Annotated in this window: 16 protein-coding genes; 7 read left to right on the top strand and 9 right to left on the bottom strand. The window is 59.0% G+C overall.

Annotated elements, in window-relative coordinates:
- Nucleotides 1–67: 67 nt before the first annotated feature.
- From CHB83_RS04245 to CHB83_RS04225, 5 genes are all read right to left on the bottom strand, one after another.
- Complete coding sequence (locus tag CHB83_RS04245; RefSeq protein ID WP_089331799.1) at nucleotides 68–1,093, bottom strand: ferredoxin--NADP reductase; 1,026 nt, start codon at nucleotides 1,091–1,093, stop codon at nucleotides 68–70.
- Between the two features lie 28 nt (nucleotides 1,094–1,121).
- Nucleotides 1,122–2,306 (bottom strand): esterase/lipase family protein, encoded by a 1,185-nt coding sequence (locus CHB83_RS04240; RefSeq protein ID WP_143436989.1) that lies wholly within the window; start codon nucleotides 2,304–2,306, stop codon nucleotides 1,122–1,124.
- A 171-nt stretch (nucleotides 2,307–2,477) separates the two neighbouring features.
- Nucleotides 2,478–3,443, bottom strand: coding sequence for a T9SS type A sorting domain-containing protein (locus CHB83_RS04235; protein WP_089331797.1), 966 nt, complete (start codon nucleotides 3,441–3,443; stop codon nucleotides 2,478–2,480).
- A gap of 112 nt (nucleotides 3,444–3,555) precedes the next feature.
- Nucleotides 3,556–4,386 (bottom strand): rhomboid family intramembrane serine protease, encoded by an 831-nt coding sequence (locus tag CHB83_RS04230; protein WP_179225451.1) that lies wholly within the window; start codon nucleotides 4,384–4,386, stop codon nucleotides 3,556–3,558.
- A gap of 125 nt (nucleotides 4,387–4,511) precedes the next feature.
- A complete protein-coding gene (locus tag CHB83_RS04225; protein ID WP_089331795.1) occupies nucleotides 4,512–5,354 on the bottom strand; it encodes a hypothetical protein in 843 nt (280 codons plus the stop codon).
- A 216-nt stretch (nucleotides 5,355–5,570) separates the two neighbouring features.
- Here CHB83_RS04225 and CHB83_RS04220 point away from each other — a divergent pair, with 216 nt between their 5' ends.
- From CHB83_RS04220 to CHB83_RS04195, 6 genes are all read left to right on the top strand, one after another.
- Nucleotides 5,571–5,783 carry a hypothetical protein gene (locus CHB83_RS04220; protein ID WP_143436988.1) on the top strand — a complete coding sequence of 71 codons (213 nt, stop codon included), beginning with the start codon at nucleotides 5,571–5,573 and terminating at the stop codon, nucleotides 5,781–5,783.
- 399 nt (nucleotides 5,784–6,182) lie between these two features.
- A complete protein-coding gene (locus CHB83_RS04215; RefSeq protein WP_089331794.1) occupies nucleotides 6,183–6,815 on the top strand; it encodes a M15 family metallopeptidase in 633 nt (210 codons plus the stop codon).
- A gap of 177 nt (nucleotides 6,816–6,992) precedes the next feature.
- Nucleotides 6,993–8,774, top strand: a complete 1,782-nt coding sequence (locus CHB83_RS04210; protein ID WP_089331793.1) for a glycoside hydrolase family 10 protein — start codon at nucleotides 6,993–6,995, stop codon at nucleotides 8,772–8,774.
- A 256-nt stretch (nucleotides 8,775–9,030) separates the two neighbouring features.
- Nucleotides 9,031–10,209: an acyltransferase family protein gene (locus CHB83_RS04205; protein WP_089331792.1), complete on the top strand. Its 1,179-nt coding sequence runs from the start codon at nucleotides 9,031–9,033 to the stop codon at nucleotides 10,207–10,209.
- Nucleotides 10,210–10,258: 49 nt separating this feature from the next.
- Nucleotides 10,259–11,431 (top strand): acyltransferase family protein, encoded by a 1,173-nt coding sequence (locus tag CHB83_RS04200; protein ID WP_245855279.1) that lies wholly within the window; start codon nucleotides 10,259–10,261, stop codon nucleotides 11,429–11,431.
- A gap of 42 nt (nucleotides 11,432–11,473) precedes the next feature.
- Nucleotides 11,474–11,980 carry a DUF2059 domain-containing protein gene (locus CHB83_RS04195; RefSeq protein WP_052694874.1) on the top strand — a complete coding sequence of 169 codons (507 nt, stop codon included), beginning with the start codon at nucleotides 11,474–11,476 and terminating at the stop codon, nucleotides 11,978–11,980.
- A gap of 86 nt (nucleotides 11,981–12,066) precedes the next feature.
- On the opposite strand, the gene CHB83_RS04190 is transcribed toward CHB83_RS04195, so the two are convergent.
- The 4 genes from CHB83_RS04190 to CHB83_RS04175 all read right to left on the bottom strand — a co-directional run bounded on the left by CHB83_RS04190 (nucleotide 12,067) and on the right by CHB83_RS04175 (nucleotide 19,098).
- The gene (locus CHB83_RS04190; protein ID WP_089331791.1) at nucleotides 12,067–13,689 is read right to left on the bottom strand and encodes a 3-(methylthio)propionyl-CoA ligase; all 1,623 of its coding nucleotides are present in this window, start codon (nucleotides 13,687–13,689) and stop codon (nucleotides 12,067–12,069) included.
- 226 nt (nucleotides 13,690–13,915) lie between these two features.
- Nucleotides 13,916–14,587 (bottom strand): hypothetical protein, encoded by a 672-nt coding sequence (locus tag CHB83_RS04185; protein WP_089331790.1) that lies wholly within the window; start codon nucleotides 14,585–14,587, stop codon nucleotides 13,916–13,918.
- A gap of 88 nt (nucleotides 14,588–14,675) precedes the next feature.
- Complete coding sequence (locus CHB83_RS04180; protein ID WP_089331789.1) at nucleotides 14,676–17,816, bottom strand: glycoside hydrolase family 3 N-terminal domain-containing protein; 3,141 nt, start codon at nucleotides 17,814–17,816, stop codon at nucleotides 14,676–14,678.
- 259 nt (nucleotides 17,817–18,075) lie between these two features.
- A complete protein-coding gene (locus CHB83_RS04175) occupies nucleotides 18,076–19,098 on the bottom strand; it encodes an alkaline phosphatase D family protein (protein WP_089331788.1) in 1,023 nt (340 codons plus the stop codon).
- 199 nt (nucleotides 19,099–19,297) lie between these two features.
- On the opposite strand from CHB83_RS04175, the gene CHB83_RS04170 reads away from it, so the two are divergent.
- Entirely contained in the window at nucleotides 19,298–20,590 is a 1,293-nt protein-coding gene (locus CHB83_RS04170; protein ID WP_161806983.1) for a carboxypeptidase-like regulatory domain-containing protein, read from the top strand.
- The last annotated feature ends 64 nt before the right edge of the window (nucleotides 20,591–20,654 follow it).

Genomic DNA, 20,654 nt, shown 5'->3' with positions numbered 1-20,654 from the left:
GCATAAAAACCGCCCCCTGAGTCCTGAGAGCAGGACACAGGGGGCGGTTTTTGCTTTTCGATAGTCGTCATACTGCTAGCTGCACGTCGCCGCCGGTGGGGTGGCCCACGCACGTAAGCGTAAGGCCTTGGGCTAGGTCCCGGTCGGTGAGTACTGCATTGTACGAAAGCCAGACGCGACCGGAAAGGCAACGCGCTACACAGTTGCCGCAGATGCCCGCCTCGCAACTATAGGGCAACGCGAGGCCCTGAGCGCGTGCCGCCTGCAAAATGGTAGCTGGGTAGGCCACTGGGAAGGAGTAATGCTGCCCGTGCAGAGCTACCGTAACAGTGTGCGTATCGGTGTCGGGAGGGAGGGCTGGGCTTGCCGAAGGAGGTAGTACAAAGTTTTCGCGCCGGATACGCTGGCGAGGAACTCCCGCCGCGTGCAGGCCGTAGCCACACATGCGCATGTACTCGCCAGGGCCGCACACAAAGGCCAGCATCTGATTGGGGGTAGTAGTGGCGTGCTGGGCCACCAAGCGCACCAGCAGATCTTTGTAGAGGCGGGCACGGGCTAAGTTGGGGTGGTTGCTGAACAGCAACTCAATGCGAAACCGCTGGGCAAAACGAGTCGCCAGTTCGGCTAGCTCCCGGTGGAAAATAGTGTCGGTGGGGGTGCGGTTGCTGTACACCAGCAGCACATGCACCTGCGGCTGGGTATGAAGTACCATTTTCAGCAAGGAGAAAATGGGCGCGATGCCACTACCGGCCGCAAAAAGCAATACCTGCGCGTAAGGCAACTCCCTGGGCTCGGGAAGAACAAACAGGCCCCCAGCCCCAGAAGTCAGCAACTCGTCGCCTTCCCGGGCCTCATCAACCAGCCACCGCGAGAAAACCCCATTGGCTACTCGCCGCACCGTGATGGTCAAGCCAGCATCTACTGCTGGCGCCGAGGAAATAGAGTAGGAGCGGCGCTGCCCAGGATGCCGCGGCAACAGCAGCGTAAGATACTGGCCCGCTTGGTACGGCACGGGCTGGTCGGGCGCTAGCCAAAAGGTTTTTACCTCCGGAGCTTCCTCTACTATGTTCTGAATGCGAAGCGAAATAAGCACGGCCGGTAAACAAGGTCCTGATGATCAACTACGTTTTCTGCGCCGGGGGGTGCAATGTTTCGTGCAGATACTGGTATACCTCCGGGTTGCTAAGCAGCGTACCGTGGCTTAGTTTCGGGTACAGGCGCGTAGTGATGAACACATCCGGTGGGGGGGCGGCATCCCGAAATACGCGGCCTACGGCGCTACCTGCTCCTACCAGCCCGTCGCCGAAATAATCGTGTAGCACCGAGGAGGCCGTTTTTAGCAAAGACCCCGCTAGCACATGGTAGTGCACACCTGGCAAAGGCGGTACTACCGTTCGCGGAGGCAGCAAGTCGTCGGCGTGCGGATTCTGCCAGTCTTCGTCTACCAAGCGGGCGTGGCGCAAATCCTTGATGCCATTACTACGCTTGTCAATCAGGCCGCTGATAAACCGAGTGGGCCAGAGGTTGATTTTGCGGAGCACCAAGGAAGTAAAGTGACTGTTCTGTTCCAGAAAGGAGCCGTCGTTGGGCACACCTAGTAGAAAAACGTCGCGCAGCAGGGCAAGCCAGTCAGCGGGCAAGCCAGTGGGTGCTGGCTCCGAGTGTAGATCAACCGATACAGGTGCGCCGGGCTTGGGCCCGGCTTCCGCGTTTGATAAAGCCAACGCGGCGTAATGGCCCGCGCTGCGAATAACGAGCCCACCCATGCTGTGCCCTACCAACGCCAGCTCGCCCACCGCCGACGGGAAGGTAGCCACCAACTCCGTGAGCAGTTGGTGTAGCAGGCGGCCATTCTCGGAAATGTGTAAGCCGCTATTGTAGCGCACGTAGAGGCACTGCACCCCCAGCTCCCGTTGCAGCCGGGGGCCGAACCGCAGGTCATCGGAGCCGCGGCCCGTTTGCCAGATAATTTCGTCGCCCATAAGCCCGTGCAGAAACACCACTGTTTTGCGCCCCTGCCCGTTGGGAAGAGGCATAAGGCGCAAATCAGCTACCGGCACATCGGCGTTGTAGCGGCGAAAGCTCATCTGAATTGCTCGCGAGTCGTTGCGGGCGGCCAGTTGGTCGCCGAATGCCCCATTGAGCATGGGTAGGGTGAAGTGGCTGTTTTCTTGGCCCGCCCGGTACAGAAAACCAGCACCTTGCAGCGGAGCCCGGGCTACCCGACCCATAGCCGCCGTTGCGCGTTGCCACCGCGAGGGTTCAGAATCAGGAGAAGACAAGGGTGGGTCGAGGGAATCGGGCACGGCAATGGAGGTAGCGCCAGCAGCGCTACAAGGTGGAGCACGGGGGTATACTGCAAATTTACGGGGTAGCCCTGTGCAAGTTGAGCAGCACACGGGCCGCCCAGAAACAAAAAGCCCCGGAGCTACCTAAGCAGCTCCGGGGCAGTACGCACTACCTAGCGCAACAGGTGACTATTGTACCACTAGCTTGCGCGTGAGGGGACCTTCGGGGGTGTCAAGACGCAGTACGTATACGCCGGCTTGTTGCCCGCGCAGATCCACGAGGCGTCCGCGCGAAGTACTACCAGGGGCCGCTGCTTGGCGCAGTACCACGCGGCCAGTGGCGTCTACTACCGTAAAGGGAGCAGTTGATAGGCCTGGTTGGCTAAGCGAGGCCAGCGAGAACTCTCCGCTGCTGCTAGGGTTGGGGTAGATCTGTAGGGCAGCTTCGTTTGCTTTATTGCGCGTGCCAGCAACGGTACCCGTCATGGTGACATCATCCACGAGTAGGGTGGTGCCTACCGTACGAACTTCGCCTGCTCCCGACAGAAAGCCGATGTGCACGGAGTCGGGCGCCAGCGACGACGTGTATTGCAGTGGCACCGAGCTTAGCGTGTAGGTAGCGGCCGGTAGTAGGCGCAAGCTCCCAGACGCAATAGTTTGTTTGGTGTTGCCCACCGTGCGCGTAAGCACCACAAAAGCATACGCCGAGTCGGCCAGGGCATTGTCACCCGTCAGCTTATAAAAGAACTGCATGTTGCTGGCGCGGGTAATGAAGGGCTTGCCACCCACGGCGCTCAGGTCTTCGTCCTGCACATTTTCAATGTCGTCTGCGGAAAGATTACCCAGCACAATGCCGCCTGGCAGCGGGCCTCCTAGTAAAGCACTAAGGATGAGGTCATTCTTGGTTTCCATTCTCGCGGCAAAGGAGCCTGCATGTACATCCGTGCTCTTTGAGGCCGTAACGCTCGTGTACAGTGGCCCAAAGGCTTTGAGGGCTTCATCAATGGTAGACCAATTTTCGGGGACTTCTAGGCCGTTGCGGGTTACCCAAGTATCGAGGTTGCCATTGGGTATGGTGCTGGCTGTTTGGGCCGAAGCAGAGGTAGCCCATAATAAACCGGCCGTAGCCAGCATACCGAGTACAAGTTGTTTCATGGGAAGTGAGTAAAAATGAGAATGGTAGTGAGAATATGAATACTTCTATTATACCTGTAAAGGAACGCATTAGCACGGACAGGTTGCGCAACTTCGGCCAAAAAATGCGGCTCTATCTAGGAACAGTGGTCCGTGGTAGCGCCGCCCCCAGTATCAGCCCCGTTAGCAGACCGCCCACGTGGGCCGCATTGTCGGTAGTGTGGGCTTCTAATCCGCCCGCTAAGCTAGAGGCCAGCAGGTACACCATAAATACCAGCACGGTGCGGCGCCCAGTCTGGCCGAAGGCGGTAGGCCGGACAAGCAGGGTGGCCAGAAGCAGCCCGTAGAGCCCAAAAATAGCCCCTGAAGCGCCCACCGAAAGCACTCCGCCCGTATGCCAGCCCAGGCTAGCCAAACTGCCGCCCACTCCGCTAAGCAGGTACACCAGTAGCAACCGCCGCCATCCGGTCAGGCCTTCCGTCAGCAGCCCCAGAAATACCAAGGAGGCCATGTTCATAAGCAGGTGGGCGGGGCCGCCATGCAGAAAACACGCCGTGAGAAGTCGCCAGGGTTGGCTAGGCAAGGTGAGGGGGGAGAAATTGGCGCCCCACCGTACCAGATCGGCGGGGGCGGGGTCCAGCGGGTTGGTGCCGGTAATTGCCAGCAGTCCATACACCAGCAGGTTTAGCCAGAGCAGCAGGGGGGTGGCGGCATAGTTTGGGCGCGGCCAAAAAACACCCCGGCCCACCTCCCGCAACAGGTCCCAGCCCTGCGGGTCGGGGCCGGGTGCTACGGGGCTAGGCGGGCGAGAGGAGGTAGGCAGCTCCTGGGGAATCAGCTCCCGGCGCTGTAACTCCTGCACGGCCGCTTGCACCACCGACGCGGGGTAGCGCCCCGGCTCCTGAATCAAGTACAGCAGCTCGGCGTCGGTTTTCTGGGCAAATAGCTCGGCAGGATCAGGCACGGCAGGTAAGGGCAGTCGCTCATCGGGCCAACCTCGGCCCCCTAGCTGCGCGTCATAAACCCTGCCAGCGCCTTCCTGCCTGACAGGATTGCGGATCCCGCTGGAAAGGTAGCACAGTAGGGGCGCTATAGCTCCGTAATATTGCCCTGAATAGGCGCGCGCTTGGTGGGTATCCCCAGCATCTCATTGCTGATATCGGAGGCCTCAAGCTCAGCCCGGTTCAAGTCGCGGTTGAACTCGAACTTACCCATCATCTCGTACTGGCTTTTCAGGTTTTCCAGCAGGGCCCGTCTAATCACCAAGCCTTGTTGCATGGTTGTCAGGCGAGCTTCCATGGTAGGGGTGAGGCTTTGGTTGTAAGCTTTGGCTTTCATAAACCAGCTGATGCGGTCCAACGCAATCGTTACCTGCCCCGCAAATACGGTCGATGCTTTGTTGTCTAGGGCTTGCTTCGTTAGGTGGGCACCAGCGTTTTCAGCCAGCCAGTAGCGCCGCGCCATGCGGGAGTAGCGGCCCGCCGCAGTAGTATCGGCCCGGTCGGCGGCGGGTAGCAACTGGCGCATCTTGCGAACCTGAACGGCTGCTTCGGCTTCGAAGGCAGGTAGGGGCGTGGCTTGCACACTTTCCAGCACAATAGGCTTGGGGGCCACTACTGCCTTTGTAGCGGTTGCGGCTGGTTTCTTCGGAGCCAACAACCAGTACCCAGCCCCGCTCAGGGCTAGCACAATAGCCGCCGCTGGCAGCCAGCGGCCCACCCCGGAGGGAGTTTCGTCGTCTTGGTCGTGGTGGGTATAGTGGGCGTGAGTGGGGGCCGGCGGAGTGGCGGGTGGAAGCGAAACGCCCCGGCGGCGCAGCTCCCCTAAGGCGGTTTCTACCAGGGATGAATGGTACAGCTCGGGGTGTTGCACCAAGTAGCGCAGCTCGTCATCGGTTTTTTGTAGCAGGACGTCGGTTCCGGGGGTAGCCATAGAGTATTGGCACGAAGCAGGATGGATAGAACAACAGGATGACCCCCCGCCATAAGCCAGAAGCACCGCTGTGCAAGATACTGGGGGAATCCGCAGGAATCCACATAAAAACGGGCCTCGCCCGCACTGTTCCCAACCACGACCGGCAGCGGGCGTATAGATGGGTACGGGTCGGCCTCGGCCGATTGCTTTTCTACCATGCTAACTAGCTTTTCCATGTCTACTCCCGCCCCTGACCCTAACGAGCAAAAGAAAAACCAGACCACCGAGTCAAACGAAGCCCCGCAGCCGGGCTCGCAAAACACCACCCAAAGCACCCTCACCGATGGCGACGGTATTCGGGGTGGCTACGGTGACAGTGACCAAACCAACGGCTTGGAGGGCGGCGAAGATGCCGGCCCCGATGGCAGCCCTACGCACGATAGCTAAGCTACCTTCCCGTAGCTGCCCTAAGCGGCGCCCTAGCCAATTCACTTGGCTGGGGCGCCGCTTTCCATTAGGCGTGTTGCCTCAACAATAAGGGCGCAGCCTGTACGTATGCTGTGCGCTGCCTACGTGGCTGATGCTCTGCAACGTGTAGAATTTTAGCTTAATGTCGGTGCGTAGGTGAGGCTTGATGGAGTTCTTACCAATTACCCGATAAGCTGGCCTGCACAACAAGAGGGCTTTTTGTGGCGTCTTACTAGCGCGGCATCTAGCCTAGCAGCGTCAACTTGCTTGGTGCCAGATAAAATAAAACGCTGTCTTTTACAGTTCAGGTAGTACCAAGCGCACCAGCAAGCGTACACCTACCCGGGCCGCATTGCTTCTGGCGTCTTCTTTTTGCTTATGTCAGCTTCCTCTTCCGGCCCCTACGTCCTTTCTTCGCCAGAGCAGTACTGGCAGTTGGTGCAGGCTCAAACCGAGCAAGAGTTGGTAGATTTAGCCAGCTACGTTCCTGGCCTTGTGTTAGACATTCGCTACGCTACCAGCCACAATGTGCTGGGTAAGCCCATGTATAGCAAACCCCTGGCATATGCGCGGCGCCCCGTGGCCGAAGCATTGGCCGAGGTGCAGCAGGAGTTACAGACGCGCGGCCTTGGCTTGTGCGTGTACGACGCCTATCGTCCCTACAGTGTCACGGTACGGCTGTTTGAGCACATCCAGGACGAAAACTTTGCAGCCCCACCCTCGCGCGGGTCTCATCACAACCGGGGGTGCTCCGTGGATGTAGGGTTGGTAGAGTTGGCCACTGGCTGCCATCTTCCCATGCCTACCGATTTCGACGAACTGGGCCCACCCGCCCATGCCCGCTACAGCCAGTTGCCCGGCCACATCATCCTCAACCGCTGTTTGCTGTTGGCTAGCATGTGTCGGCATGGTTTCGTGAACTACCCTGGTGAGTGGTGGCACTTCGACTACCACAGCTGGGACGCCTACGATTTGCTGGATCTTTCATTTGAAAACCTGACCAGCAAGTAAGAGCAACGGGGCTCATGGTAAGCTATTCTGGGTGGAAAGGGCCGGCCAAATGCCTAGCCAGACAAAGCGCCGCCTTTCAACTGGTTTGCTGCGTAGCCAGGCTTGAGCTTGGCTGAGGTGGGCATATGCTGCCGCATTCTGCCCGTTAGCGTTTATCTTCTGCCTACTTTTGCGGTAATGTTCCGATTCGTTGCCGCTTGCCGTTTTCTGGTGTTTCAGTGCTTGCTGTTCACCCTCTTCACTACCGCCCGCCCCACCTTTGCCCAGCCTACGCCTCCCAAGCGCGAATTGCGCGGCGTCTGGATTGCCACCGTGGAAAATATTGACTGGCCTAGCAGCCGCAGCCTGCCGCCGGAGCAGCAGCGCCGCGAGTACCGCCGCATGCTGGATATTCACCAGCGGAACGGTATCAACGCCGTGTTTGTGCAGGTGCGGCCCGCCTCCGACGCCTTCTACCAAAGCGAGCTGGAACCCTGGAGCAAGTGGCTGACGGGCACCCAGGGCAAGGCCCCAGTTCCCTACTACGATCCGTTACCTTTTCTTATTGAGGAGGCGCACAGCCGAGGTATGGAATTTCATGCCTGGTTTAACCCCTACCGGGCCACCATGGACACCGTGACGCGGCGCCTGGCCCCCAACCACCCGTACCGCCGCCACCCCGAGTGGTTTTTGCGCTACAGCGGCAAGCTCCTCTACAACCCCGGCCTGCCCGCCGTGCGCGAGTACATTGGGCAGGTAATTGTGGATGTAGTGCGCCGCTACGACATCGACGGCGTGCACTTCGACGACTACTTTTACCCCTACCCCGAGGCAAACCAGGTGATTCACGACGAGGCTGCCTACGCCCGCTTCAACCCCGACCACCTAGACCTAGCAGCGTGGCGGCGGCAAAACGTGAACGCGCTGATTCAGTCCCTTCATGATACCATTCGGCATACCAAGCGGTGGGTAAAGTTTGGTATTTCGCCTTTTGGCGTGTGGCGCAACCAAACCACCGACCCCAATGGCTCGGCCACCAAAGCCTTCCAAGGCTACGACGGCTTATATGCCGATGCGCTGGAATGGCTGCGTCAGGGCTGGGTTGACTACGTGCTGCCCCAGCTTTACTGGAGCTCCAACTTCCGGGTAGCTCAGTACCCCGTGCTGGTAGAGTGGTGGGCCCGCAATAGCAATGGCCGCCACCTCTACATTGGGCACGGCGCCTACCGCATGCTGGAAAACACCCGCGCCGATACCACCTGGCGCAACCCGCGCGAGCTACCCCGGCAGGTTCGCATCAACCGCACCTTCCCCACTGAGGTAAGCGGCAGCGTGTTTTTCAGCTCGAAGTCATTGATTTCTAACCCGCTGAACACCACCGATTCGTTGCGGCAGCACGAGTTTCGGTATCCGGCTTTGGTGCCCGCCATGCCTTGGCTGGATGCCGTGCCTCCCCGCCCCGCCCAAAATCTGACCGTGACCACTAAGGCCACCGCCAATACCCTGGCTTGGCAGCCCAGCCCAACTGCCTCCGATGGCGACGCGGCCACATATTACGCCCTCTACCGTTTCGCGGAGGAGCAGACGCCTACCCCCGACGACCCGCGCAACCTGCTGGCCATCGTGCGGCCCCAGGCCGGGCGCGGCCTTACCTACGTGGATACAACCGCCCTCCGGGGCCGCGGCTACGCCTATTTTCTCACTGCCTTCGACCGCCTGCACAATGAAAGCCGGCCGGTATCGGTTCGTACTACGGGGCGGACTGCTGAGGTAGTGGTTGCTCAAACCACGCCCGAGCCAGTTTCGGTTCCGGCTCCGGTGCCCGCGCCCAAGCCTGCTACTCCTCCCGCACCCGCTACCCCGCGCCCCCCTGCGCCACGCCCCACAGCCGGAACCGTGAGTACGCCCACCAAAATCAAAGTGAAAACTAAACCAAAGCGCCGCGGAGGCTTTTTTCGTCGGTTGTTTGGCGGACGATAAGACGCCAAACATCCTCTTCTCCGCTGGTAAAAAGGTGACCCCACATGGGTCACCTTTTCTGCTAATAACGGACCTGGCCGCCTCGCTGACTACAGTCGGCGAGCCACCCTGGCGTGGCTGAGCCTAGCGCACCACCTGCGTAAGTTCCTTTGCGCACGGCAGGTAGTTTTGAATGCTCAGAACAAAGCGGCAACTTCCGCATTCCCGCCGAGCTGCGCTCGTCGGCTGGCCATTGCCCACCCTTTGCCGTTGCCTTATGCAAACTGTTACTCAGGCCGCCGTGCACACTACCCATACTGTACCCTTGGTAGAGGCTTCCCAGCCGGGCCGCCTTGTGAGCCTCGATGTATTTCGGGGCATCACCGTCATGGCAATGATTTTGGTGAACAACCCCGGCGACTGGGGCCACATCTACGCACCGTTGGAGCACGCCCATTGGCACGGCTGCACCCCCACCGACCTCATCTTCCCGTTCTTTCTCTTTATTGTGGGCGTGAGCCTGGTGTACGCCCTAGACGGCGCCCGGCAGCAGCCCGCCACCCACGGCCGCACCATGCTGCGTATTCTGCGACGGGCGTCGGTGCTCTACGGCTTAGGGTTGTTTTCGGCGCTATTTCCCGCGTTTGATTTCAGCACCGTGCGCATTCCAGGTGTGCTGGCCCGCATTGCCGTTGTGTTTCTCGTGTGCGGGGTAGTATTTCTAAAAACCAACTGGCGCCAGCAAGCGGGACTTCTCGCTTTTATTCTGGTGCTCTACAACGTGCTGCTGCAAGTAGTGCCCGTGCCGGGCTACGGCCCTGCCAACCTGGAGGCCACCACCAACCTGGGTGCTTGGCTCGACCGCACGGTATTAGGGGAAAATCACTTGTGGAAGCAAAGCCGCACCTGGGACCCCGAAGGAATCCTGGGTACGTTGCCGGCCGTGGGTACGGGGTTGCTAGGTATGCTTACGGCCCGGTGGTTGCGGCAGCGCACAGTGGAGCCCGCCACCAAAGTAGCGTGGCTGTTTGTGGCGGGAGGGGCTGCCGTGCTGCTGGGCCTCATTTGGAACGGCTGGTTTCCCATCAACAAAAGCCTCTGGACCAGTTCCTACGTGCTGTACGCGGGAGGGCTGGCCGCCGCGGCCCTGGCCGCCCTGTACTGGCTCTGCGATGTGCAGGGTTTGCGCGGGTGGATTAAGGCGCCGCTGGTGTACGGAGTAAATGCCATTACCGTGTTCTTTCTTTCCAGCCTTATTCCGCGCGTGCTTAATATGATAAAAGTAGGCGGCGCCGATGGCCAGCCCCAAGGCCTGCGCGACTGGCTGTACCACACGTTCTTCGTACCCTACTTCAGCCCGATCAATGCTTCCTTGGCTGGGGCCATAGTATGCGTGCTGATTTGGTTAGGCGTGCTGTGGGTGATGTACAAAAAGCAGATTATCATCAAAGTGTGAGGGTATTGGCTACCGTGCTACTACCTCTTGCTCATCTGAAAGCTGTCCATTGAGTACCCTTTCTTCTGCCGCACCGCTCGGTGGTGCTACTTCTGTGTTGCCGGCCGGCCGGTTGGTGTCATTAGACGTGTTTCGGGGGCTCACGGTGCTGCTGATGCTCCTAGTAAACAACCCCGGCGACTACCACTTCTACTATACCCCGCTGGTGCATGCCCCGTGGCACGGCTGCCGCCCCGCCGACCTTGTATTCCCCTCCTTTGTGTTTATCATGGGGGTGGCCTTGGTGTACGGATTGGGCAGCGTGCAGCCAGTACGGGCCCTGCACCGCACCACTTTGTGGCGCGTTGGGCGCCGCGCGGGGGTACTACTCCTGCTGGGGTTACTTATCGGCCTCATTCCGTATTTCTACTTCACCTCCTTTCGTATTCCGGGCGTGTTGCAACGCATTGCGCTGGTATATGCGGCGTGTTGCGTACTATTCCTAAAAACCAACTGGCGCCAGCAAGCGGGGCTTCTCGCTTTTATCCTGGTGCTCTACAATGTGCTGCTGCAGGTAGTGCCCGTGCCGGGCTACGGGCCCGCCAACTTGGCGCCGGCTACCAACCTGGGCGCCTGGCTCGACCGGCTGCTATTTCACCAAGGCCATTTGTTTGTAGAGCAGGAAGGCTGGGACCCGGAAGGGCTGTTAGGCACGCTGCCAACCATTGCCACCGGTTTACTAGGTGTGCTTACGGGCCAGTGGCTGCGGCAGCCTGCCGTAGAGCCAACTACCAAAGTAGTGTGGCTGTTTGTGGCAGGTAGCGGGCTGGTAGTGGCTGGCTGCATTTGGAACGGCTGGTTTCCAATAAACAAACCACTCTGGACCAGTTCCTACGTGCTCTATGCCGGCGGCATTGATGTGCTACTAGTAGCCGCTCTGTACTTCCTCTGCGATGTGCAAGGGTGGCGCGGCGCCTGGACCCTGCCGCTACGCGTGTGCGGCAGCAATGCGCTGCTCGTCTTTTTTCTGCCCGAAGCCCTGGAGCGTGTGCTGACCAAGCTGAAGCTACACCACGCCGACGGAACTATGTTTTACCTTCGCAACTGGCTATATCAGAACCTGTTTACCCCGTACTTCCGCAGCCCTTACCATGCTTCCCTAGCCTATGCCCTTGCCTACACGGCGCTTTGGGTTGCGCTACTATGGGTGTTGTACCGGCGGCGTCTGTTCTTCACGGCGTAGGGCCATGACAACGCGACCCCCAGAAATTGCCGTACTTAGGGTATGAAAAAACTGTGGATTCTGGCCGCAGCCCTGTTGCTGGCTGCCCCAATGGCAAGTGCGCAATCAACCACTGCTGCCCCGGCTGCAACGGCAACGCCCGTTTCGGCAAGCCACCGCAAAGCGGCGGAAGAACTGCTGGTCTTGACTGGCAGCGAAAAGAACATGACCGAAATGACCACTCGCATGCTCGACATGCAGATGGAGCAACGCCCCGAAATGAAGGCCGTGGAGCCCGAAATGCGCTCCTTCATGACCAAGTACATGAGTTGGCAGTCCATCAAGGACGACCTCGTGCAACTCTACGCCCAGGAGTTTACCGAGAAGGAGCTAAAGGAGCTGAACAAGTTCTACCAGACGCCTACCGGCCGCAAAACCATCCAGAAAATGCCTCATTTGATGCAGGCAGGTATGGAAATCGGCCAGAAGCGTGTGCAGGAGCACTTGCCCGAGCTGCAAAAGGCCATTGCTGATAAGATGCAGTCGCAGCAGCCCGCCAAAACGGAGTAGCAGCAACTGTACCCTGGAAGATGATAAGAAAGGCCGGCCCACGGAAGCTCAGCTTCCGTGGGCCGGCCTTTCTCGTGGGGCAGAACTTACCACGTATACTCCGCAAAATCTTGGCGGAGCTTGGTTTTGAGAAGCTTGCCCGTAGCCGTGTGAGGTAGCTGATCTACGAACTCCACGGCTTCGGGTACCCACCAGCGGGCTACTTTGCCATCGTAGTAGGCCAGCAGTTCTTCCTTGCTGATGGTAGCATTGGGCTTGCGTACTACTACTAGCAGAGGCCGCTCGCTCCATTTGGGGTGGGGCACCCCAATAACGGCGGCCTCTGCAATGGCCGGGTGCCCAATGGCCAGATTTTCCAGTTCAATGCTCGAAATCCATTCCCCACCCGATTTAATAACGTCCTTGGAACGGTCGGTGATTTGCATGAAGCCGGCCGGGTCAATAGTAGCCACGTCGCCGGTGCGAAACCAGCCGCTGCTAGTAAGGCCGCCGGGCTGGTCGGCGCCAAAGTACTCCCGTACTACGAAGGGGCCGCGCACCAGGAGGTCGCCAAAAGCCACGCCATCGTGCGGTAGCGCGTTACCCGCATCGTCTACAATCTTCATGTCGATGCCGAAAATGCTGCGGCCTTGCTTGGTTTGGATGACAAACTGTTCGTCGGGGCTCAGGCTGAGCTGTTGGGACTTAAGGGTGCAGACAGTACCCAAGGGGGAGGTTTCCGACATTCCCCAGGCGTGCCGAATCACTACCCCTAGCTCATCGTGAAAGGCCTTCAGCAGGGCGGGCGGACAAGAAGCCCCACCCACAATCATCTGCCGCAGCGTGGAAAACTGCCGGTTTTTCTCCCGCATGAAGGTCAGCAGCCCAAACCAGATGGTAGGTACCCCGGCCGTGAAAGTCACGCCTTCCTGCTCGTACAGCTCGTAGAGGCTGGCCGCATCTAGGCCCGGCCCGGGCAGTACGAGCTTGCAGCCGTTGAGGGGCGCCATGTACGGAATACCCCAGGCATTGACGTGGAACATGGGCACTACCGGCAATACTACGTCGCGGGCCGAGCAGTTGAAGCAGTCAGGGAGGGAGGCCGCGTAGCTGTGCAGCAGGGTAGAGCGGTGGGAGTAGAGCACGCCCTTGGGCTGGTCGGTAGTGCCTGAGGTGTAGCACAGGGAGGAAGCGGTATTCTCGTCGAAAACGGGCCACTCATAGTCGGCAGGCTGCGCGGCCAGCAGCTCTTCATAGCAGCGCAGGTTGGGTAGGGGGGAAGCTTCCGGCAGGTGGGCGCGGCCGGTCATCAGCACCCAGCTTTCTACGGTGGGGCACTGAGGGGCCAGCTTCTCTACCAGCGGCAAAAAGGTGAGGTCGAAAAACAACAGCCGGTCTTGGGCGTGGTTGATGATGTAGACCAACTGCTCGAAGAACAACCGCGGGTTTATGGTGTGGCACACCGCGCCGAGGCCCGATATGCCATAATACAGCTCGAAGTGGCGGTGGGTGTTCCATGCTAGGGTGCCTACCCGGTCGCCCGTGCTAACACCCAGCGCGGTGAGGGCATTGGCCAGTTGCCGGCTCCGCTGGTGGGCCGCCGCGTAGGTGTAGCGGTGCAGCCCGCCCTCCGGCAGGCGCGACACAATTTCGGTATCGGAGTGCCACTTAGCGGCGTGCTCTAGCAGCCCCGCAATACGCAGGGGCTCGTTCATCATCAGGCCTAACATGATACTGGTGGGAATTGGGGGTGAACAGGACGTGCAACAAGCTACCAAAAAAGCAGTTGCCCCACGTATGCAATCAGCCTAAGATGCGCCTGCTACCCCCACTCGGTACCATGTCGCCCCCAAGCTAGCTTAACAGAGCAAGGGCTACTCTACTTGCTGCAAGAATAGCCAAACGCAAAGTTGTGCAGTAGGCAACCGATAAGCGAGTGGGCGCGTGCAGTACCAGCTACTGTAGCCGATACCACAGAGTGCTGCCTTCCACAAACCCAACTACTCCGTAGCCTTTCGCATAGTAGATGCGCCGGGTAGACTTCGTGCGAGGGCTGGTTGGTAGGATGTGCGGCCCGTCAGAAACTCGAAGAACAGAGTCGTAAGCAATAGTTCCCAAACGCATGGTTGGTAGCAGTTGTGCGGTAGTATCATAAAGCGCTTCACCCTTCAAAACATGGTTGAGTGGTAGAAGGTATCCAAATCCCCTGTCCCAGAATACATAGGTATGATTCCCGTACTCAGTACTGCTCATGCTTAGCAAGGTAGTAGGGGCGATGAGCACCGAATCGGGGTGGGCAGGCGTGCTAGTAGGCGTAGGTTGGTACTGGATGGTATCGGTACGGCGGGCAACTATATCAAGCTGTTGCGCCTTGATTTTCGTTGATGGGCCTAGGTATACCGGCGCCGTTCCGCCTGTCCGGTAGGTTATAAAATGGCTGTTGACCTCGGTAATGGTGAACGTGCGCACTTTGCTGCTGCGGTCTTGCCCGAAACGAAGCACGTCGCCGGTATGGTAGGGCTGCCAGGCCAGCAAGTTGCTGGGGAGTGTATATTCTTCTTCCCGGTTGGAAATGCAGCTCGTGCACAATAGTAGTCCGAAGGCAAGAGAAAAGTAGTTCTGTTTCATGCACAAACGTGGTAGGAGAAGTAGAGCTGCGAAGAAGAAAGAAGGTTGCATACACAAAAAAGCCCCGGCTTAGTACCGGGGCTTTTCTTTAGTTCTCCTTCGGAACGGTGCTTTCTACGGCTTGCTTCCTGGCTTGCTGAATGCTTTCCAGAGCTACCTGTAACACGCCGGAGCGGACGCTCAGCTCGGTAATCTTGTTGTTGCGGCGGGTAGGATTCACGCGGTTGGTGAGTACAATGCACATGAGCTCCTCCTTGGGGTCAACCCAGAAGTAAGTGCCCGTGTAGCCCGTGTGCCCGTAGCTCTGCTGCGACACGCTCTTGGCCGAGTTTACGGTAGGATCGGCAGCGGGCCTATCGAAACCCAGGGCGCGGCGATTATCGGGGCAGAACTGGCAGCGGGTGTACTCGGCTACGGTTTCGGGCTTGAGGAGCTGCTGCCCGCCGTACTTGCCATTCCAAGCGTAAAGCTGCACCAGCTTGGCCAGGTCGTTAGCGTTGCCGAACAGGCCCGCGTGGCCCGAGAGCCCCCCAAGTAGGGCCGCGCCCTCATCGTGCACGGTGCCGTGAAGCTGGCTGTGGCGGAACAAGGAGTCGTACTCGGTGGGAACGATGCGGCTGAGTGGGAAACGGCGGGTAGGGTTGTAGCCCAGCGTGGTGGCGCCCAGGGGCCGGTAAATTTCGTCCGTCACGTACCGGTCAATGGTTTTGCCCGACACGCGCTGCACGAAGCGCGGATACATGATAAACGACAAGTCAGAGTACACGTAGCCGGGCTTCTCATTAAGTGGAGAGGCTGCAATTTCCTTCGTGATGCGCTCCGGGAAGTCGTTGCGGGCCCACAAGTTGCCTGCCGCCCGTAGCGGGAAGCGGGCCGAAGAATCGGGGCGGAAATAGCGGCGGCTCATTTCCGAAGGCTGAGTAGCTGATACTTTCTGCGCATCGGGGCTTTTGCCGAATAGAGCATTGAAGAAGCCGCGGGGCTTGGTGTACTCTTTCCAGAACGGAATCCAGGCCTTCAGGCGAGCCTGGTGGGTAAGCACGTCGCGCAGCTTCAGGTCTTGCTTATTAGAGCCCACAAACTCAGGGAACAGCTGGCCCAAAGTCATGTCAGGGTTGAACTTGCCTTCGTCTTGTAGCTTCATGAGCGAGGGTAGCGCGGCCGATACCTTGGTCACGGAAGCTAAGTCGTAGAGGTCATCGTTGCGTACGGGCCGGCTTGGTTTGCCCGCCTGGGCGGGAGCATCGGCATAGGAATGCGTGCCGTAGCTTTTGCGCAGTACTACTACACCGCGGCGGGCAATGAGTACCTCGCCGCCGGGAAAGGCGCGGGCCGCCACGGCTCCGTTCATAATGGAGTCTACGCGGGCTTCCAGGGTGTTGTGCATGCCCACGGCCTCGGGAAAGCTATAACGCAGCCGAATACCGCCCTGCGTGGGTAGTCCAGTGCCATAGCTATAGCGGTCTGACACCGTAACGGGTAGCTGGCCGCTGGCCGACACGCCCCCGAAAATAATTTCGGCGGCTACATCCTGGGCGTTTTTGCTTTCCTGGTAGGCCAGCACCACGGCGTCGGCGCGGTCTAGGTCCCGAATTTTGGCTACGGCGTAGGCATTGCCGAACACGGTTACTATCATCTTCTGGCCTTTGCCGCCCAGTTCCCGCAGGAGCACATTGGTTTCGGGCGTCACGCCGAAGTTAGTAGCGGGCAGGCGGCCCAGGTTGTTCACTCCTACCAGAATGGTGCTGTAGCCTTTCAAGGTTTCCCGCATCCGGGTCAGCTCGTCCATACTGGCCGTGGCTGGTAGCCAGAAGTGACGCACCGCTGCGTAGTCGGCCACCATGCGCTGAAAATCCGTGGTGTCCTTGGTGCCGATGGTGAGCGTAGCCAGGCGGAGGGTATCGAGGCGCTGCAGGGGAAGCAGGTTTTTCTGGTTGCGCAACACCGTCACGCTCAGCTCGGTGAGGTGCTGGCTCAGGTACTGGGCGTGGGGCGTGTTCAGGTCGGCGGTGATGTTCTTGAGGTCAATAGGGCGGTAGCGGTTCAGGCCCGCCCATTCCTTCAGGGCTAGCACTTTGCGGCAGCGCGCATCCAGATCGGCTTGGCTAAGCTGGCCTTTGTTGATGGCCTCGCGCACCATTCGCAGGGCCAGCGGAATGTTCTTGCTAAACTCCAGTACGTCGTTGCCGGCAAGCAGGGCCCGCAAGTCGGCGTCGCCGGGCGGGTACTTGCTGATGACGCCCTTCATATTCATGGCGTCGGTAAAAATGATGCCTTCAAAGCCAAGCTTTTGCTTCAGCAGCCCCTGAATAATAGGCTTGGAGAGCGTGCTGGGCATGCCGGTTGTGTCTAGAGCCGGAATGTTGAGGTGGGCCACCATCATGCCCCCCACGCCCCGCTGAATCAGGCTCTTGAAGGGAAATAACTCCAGGGTGTCAATGCGCTTGCGGTCAATGCGGAGTAGAGGCAGGGCCAAGTGAGAATCGGTATCGGTGTCGCCGTGGCCGGGGAAGTGCTTCGCCACGGCCAGCACCCCCGCATCCTGCATACCTTTCATGTAGAGGTAGCTTTTCTCGGTTACATTTTCCCGGTTCTCGCCCCAGCTACGGAAGCCAATGACCGGGTTGGCGGCGTTATTGTTCACATCAATCACCGGCGCAAAGTTGACGTGTATCCCCAGGCGTTTGAACTGCGCGGCTACCTCCGTACCCATGTCATACAGCAGCTGGTTTTCTCGAATGCCGCCCATGCTCATCTGGTAAGGGAAGCGCTGCACGCTATCCAGGCGCATGCCCACGCCCCATTCGGCATCCATGGCAACTAGCAGCGGGACTTTGCTTTGGCCCTGGTAGCGGTTGAGCAGCTTGCTCTGCCGCACTGGTCCGCCCTGAAAGAAAATCAGCCCTCCAATACCATACTGCTGAATAAGAGCCGAAACTGAGTCTTCATCGATGCGCTTGCGGTTAGAATAGGCAGCTACCATGAACAGCTGGGCTACGCGCTGGTCGGGCGTCAGGGTCTTCATCACCGAATCAACCCACTTCGACTGCCCTAACTGACCGGCAAACGGCACCGGGAGGTTGCGGCTCTTGGCAGATTTGGTGGCTGGAATGCGGGCGGTACGAGTGCTGGACGATGATTTCTGGGAGCGACGCTGAGCTGAGCTGAACGCTGGACTGAGCAAGACCAGCAGCAGGAGCAGAAGCGAGAAGAAGCGGGGGAAGGACAAAACGGCAGAGCAAAAAGGTGAGGTTGCGAATTTAGGAGTTTGCCAACAGCAAATGCCATTACCACAAGAGCCACCCGCTGCAGGCAAGGGCACTGCTACTTCTTGGGCGTTGCTACCTACCCCCGCCCCGCTATTCAACCCAGTTAGAGCTACAACAGCACCGCACCCACCAAAGCCAGCGCCTACCCCCCTCTGGCAGCAGGACTCAGAACGGCTGCTACAGCCCCCGCCCAGCTTATTTTTTGCTGCCTAGGCCGTGCTAGGGGTTCACCACTATTTCCTCCGAGTAAAACACCTTGCCGTCGTCGCCGCGCAGGGAGGCTGTTACGAGCAGCTTGCGCCGCTTGGCCCGGAACTGAAACAGGGCGTAGTGCTTCTGATTCACGAGCGGCCCCACGCGATACTGGTTGGGCTCGCCCGTGTTTTGCGTGGCAGGGTGGGTAAGGCCGCTGGATGTAACCTCGTACAGAGGGTAGGAGAGGCCCGGCACCGGCGCCTTCGACATCTCCCCGATGTGCCGGTCGCCGCTGATGAGTAGTACGCCCTTGGCTTTGGTGGAAGCCAGAAGGCTCAGGAAGCGCTGACGGGCGGCGGGGAAGTTGGCCCACTTCTCGAAGCGGTGCTCTTGGGGCAGAAATTGAATGCCGGAGCCGATAATATGAGCATCGGCATCGGAGTTGGTGAGTTGTTCCTGTAGCCACTGCCACTGCGCCTCGCCCAGAATGTCGCCGGTGGGGTTAGGCTGATACACCAGGGCCGCATCCCGGTGAATAGGGTCCTGAAAGTAGCGGTCATCTAGCAGAATTACCTTCACCTTCTTGTGGCCTACTTGGTAGCTATAGGCCGCATAAATGCCTTCCTGCTTGCGGCGTGGGCTCTCGGCAGGCTCTTGCAGGAAGTCGAGGGCGAGCTGCTGGTTCTGGGCTTTGAAGGGGTAATGCTTGTCGCCGTCGTTGCGACCGTAGTCATGGTCGTCCCAAGTCCCGATGATGGTAGTACCTTGCTCACGCAGCTGGCGGTAGCCCGGCTGGTTGAACTCGGCCGTGTACTTGGCCCGCAGTACGGCTGGGTCATCGGAATCCCCATAAATATTGTCGCCGAGCCATATCCACACGTTGGGCTTGTCGCCGGCAATATCGTCCCATAGCGGCTGGGGCAAGTCGTGGCGGTTGCACGAACCAAAGGCAATGCGCAGTTCCGAATTGGCTTTTTGCGCCGTGGCGGCTGGGCTATTCCACAGGAGGGCAGTGGCAGCGAGTAAGCAAGGCAGCAGTAGTTTCATGCCCCAAAGATGCGCCACGGAACACGAAGGCTGCTACCCCCCGTGAAAAGCAGCAATACCATACTACTACCAGGAAATTGAGTTGCCACGCCGGGCCAACGAAAGTGCGGTCCTACTTTTGCAGAGCAAACGTACGAGTGCATCCTCCCCCGGCGTTATCGTGTCCGGTTGTAGTCTTTACCCTTAATCTTTGGTTGTGTTGTCATCCATCCTCTCCCTTCCCGCCCCTCTTCCGTCTCTGCGCTGGCTGTTGCCGGTGTGGCTCTTTTTGGCTGCGGTAGTACTAGCGCCGGCGGCTCAGGCGCAGGTGCAATTACGCGGTACCGTTATCGACAAGGAAACCAACGAGGTGCTGCCGTTTGCCAGCGTAGCGGTGGTAGGCACCGGCAACGGTACGGCCACTAACCTCGACGGCGAGTTCACCCTGACCGTAGCTAAGCTGCCCCTTACCCTGCTGGTGTCGGAGCTGGGCCACTTGCGCGATACGGTGCGCGTCACGAGTGCTACCCAAGCCCTACGCATTGGGCTGGCCTCGGCCACGGTAGTGCTGCCCGAAGTGAAAGTAGGAAGCTACCCCTTCCAGCTCGTAGACCGGGCGTACCGCCAGATGAGCCGCAACTACCGCCGCAAGTTCTACGGCAAAGCCTTCTACCGCCAAATCACGCGCCTCGATAATGCCCCTACCGAGTTGCAGGAAGTAGTGTGGAACGTGAAGACCAACAACGCCCGCATTGAGGGTACTACCATTGCGCAAGGTCGCTACGCCGCCGTGCCCGCCCTCACGGCCTTCAGCAACTTTTCGCTCTATACCAAGTCCTATGGCTTGTTTGACGCCTACGCCGACACCACTAAGTCCCTGGCCTTGCTCAGCCCCACGGTAGTTAAAAACTACGAGCTAGAGCTGAAAGGCATTGTGTCGGGCCCTGACAGCACCAAGGGTGGCGTAGCTGAAATTGCTTTCAATACCCGCCCGGAGCTTACCAAGTATCGCGCCGAGGGTACCATTTGGATTGACATTGATACTTACCGCGTGGTGCGCTACCACATGACTACGCCCAACTTCACGGTGTCGTCTAGCAACCCCAACCAGAAGTTCAGCAACCCCAAGATGGACATCGAAATGAGCTTCCAGCAAACGGAAGGCGAAACGGCCCCGCTGGAATACATGAAGGTGAACCTAACGGCCGAACTGGCTGCCAACAAGCAAATCACGCCCATCAGCGTGTCGTCGTTTACGTTCTTCTACGATACCAGCACCCAGCCTACCAACCTGCGCTACGCCAAAGTGAGCCTGCAGGACCGCGACTTGGACGCCATTCGTAGCATCAAATACGACCCCGAATTCTGGGTCAACAACTCGGTGGTGCGCCGTACGCCGGTGGAAGATGAGGTAGTAGCCTCGTTTGAAAAGAAAGGCGCTTTCGGAACCATGGTGAAAGGCGCCGCTCCCAAAGCCGACGTGCGCATTGAGAACGGACGCATTGTAAAATAAACCTTCGCCCACCTAATGAATACGGCAACAAAAAAGGCCGCCTCTGCTACAGAGGCGGCCTTTT

It is taken from the genome of Hymenobacter mucosus (assembly GCF_900188255.1).
GTDB lineage: Bacteria > Bacteroidota > Bacteroidia > Cytophagales > Hymenobacteraceae > Hymenobacter > Hymenobacter mucosus.
Note: the sequence above shows the minus strand (reverse complement) of the source record. Positions and strands in the feature narration are given on the sequence as shown.

Coding starts and splice junctions, on each gene's coding strand:
- CHB83_RS04235 (WP_089331797.1), bottom strand. CDS start 3,443: ATGAAACAACTTGTACTCGGTATGCTGGCTACGGCCGGTTTATTATGG.
- CHB83_RS04175 (WP_089331788.1), bottom strand. CDS start 19,098: ATGAAACTACTGCTGCCTTGCTTACTCGCTGCCACTGCCCTCCTGTGG.
- CHB83_RS04215 (WP_089331794.1), top strand. CDS start 6,183: ATGTCAGCTTCCTCTTCCGGCCCCTACGTCCTTTCTTCGCCAGAGCAG.
- CHB83_RS04205 (WP_089331792.1), top strand. CDS start 9,031: ATGCAAACTGTTACTCAGGCCGCCGTGCACACTACCCATACTGTACCC.
- CHB83_RS04210 (WP_089331793.1), top strand. CDS start 6,993: ATGTTCCGATTCGTTGCCGCTTGCCGTTTTCTGGTGTTTCAGTGCTTG.
- CHB83_RS04190 (WP_089331791.1), bottom strand. CDS start 13,689: ATGTTAGGCCTGATGATGAACGAGCCCCTGCGTATTGCGGGGCTGCTA.
- CHB83_RS04220 (WP_143436988.1), top strand. CDS start 5,571: ATGTCTACTCCCGCCCCTGACCCTAACGAGCAAAAGAAAAACCAGACC.
- CHB83_RS04195 (WP_052694874.1), top strand. CDS start 11,474: ATGAAAAAACTGTGGATTCTGGCCGCAGCCCTGTTGCTGGCTGCCCCA.
- CHB83_RS04185 (WP_089331790.1), bottom strand. CDS start 14,587: ATGAAACAGAACTACTTTTCTCTTGCCTTCGGACTACTATTGTGCACG.
- CHB83_RS04225 (WP_089331795.1), bottom strand. CDS start 5,354: ATGGCTACCCCCGGAACCGACGTCCTGCTACAAAAAACCGATGACGAG.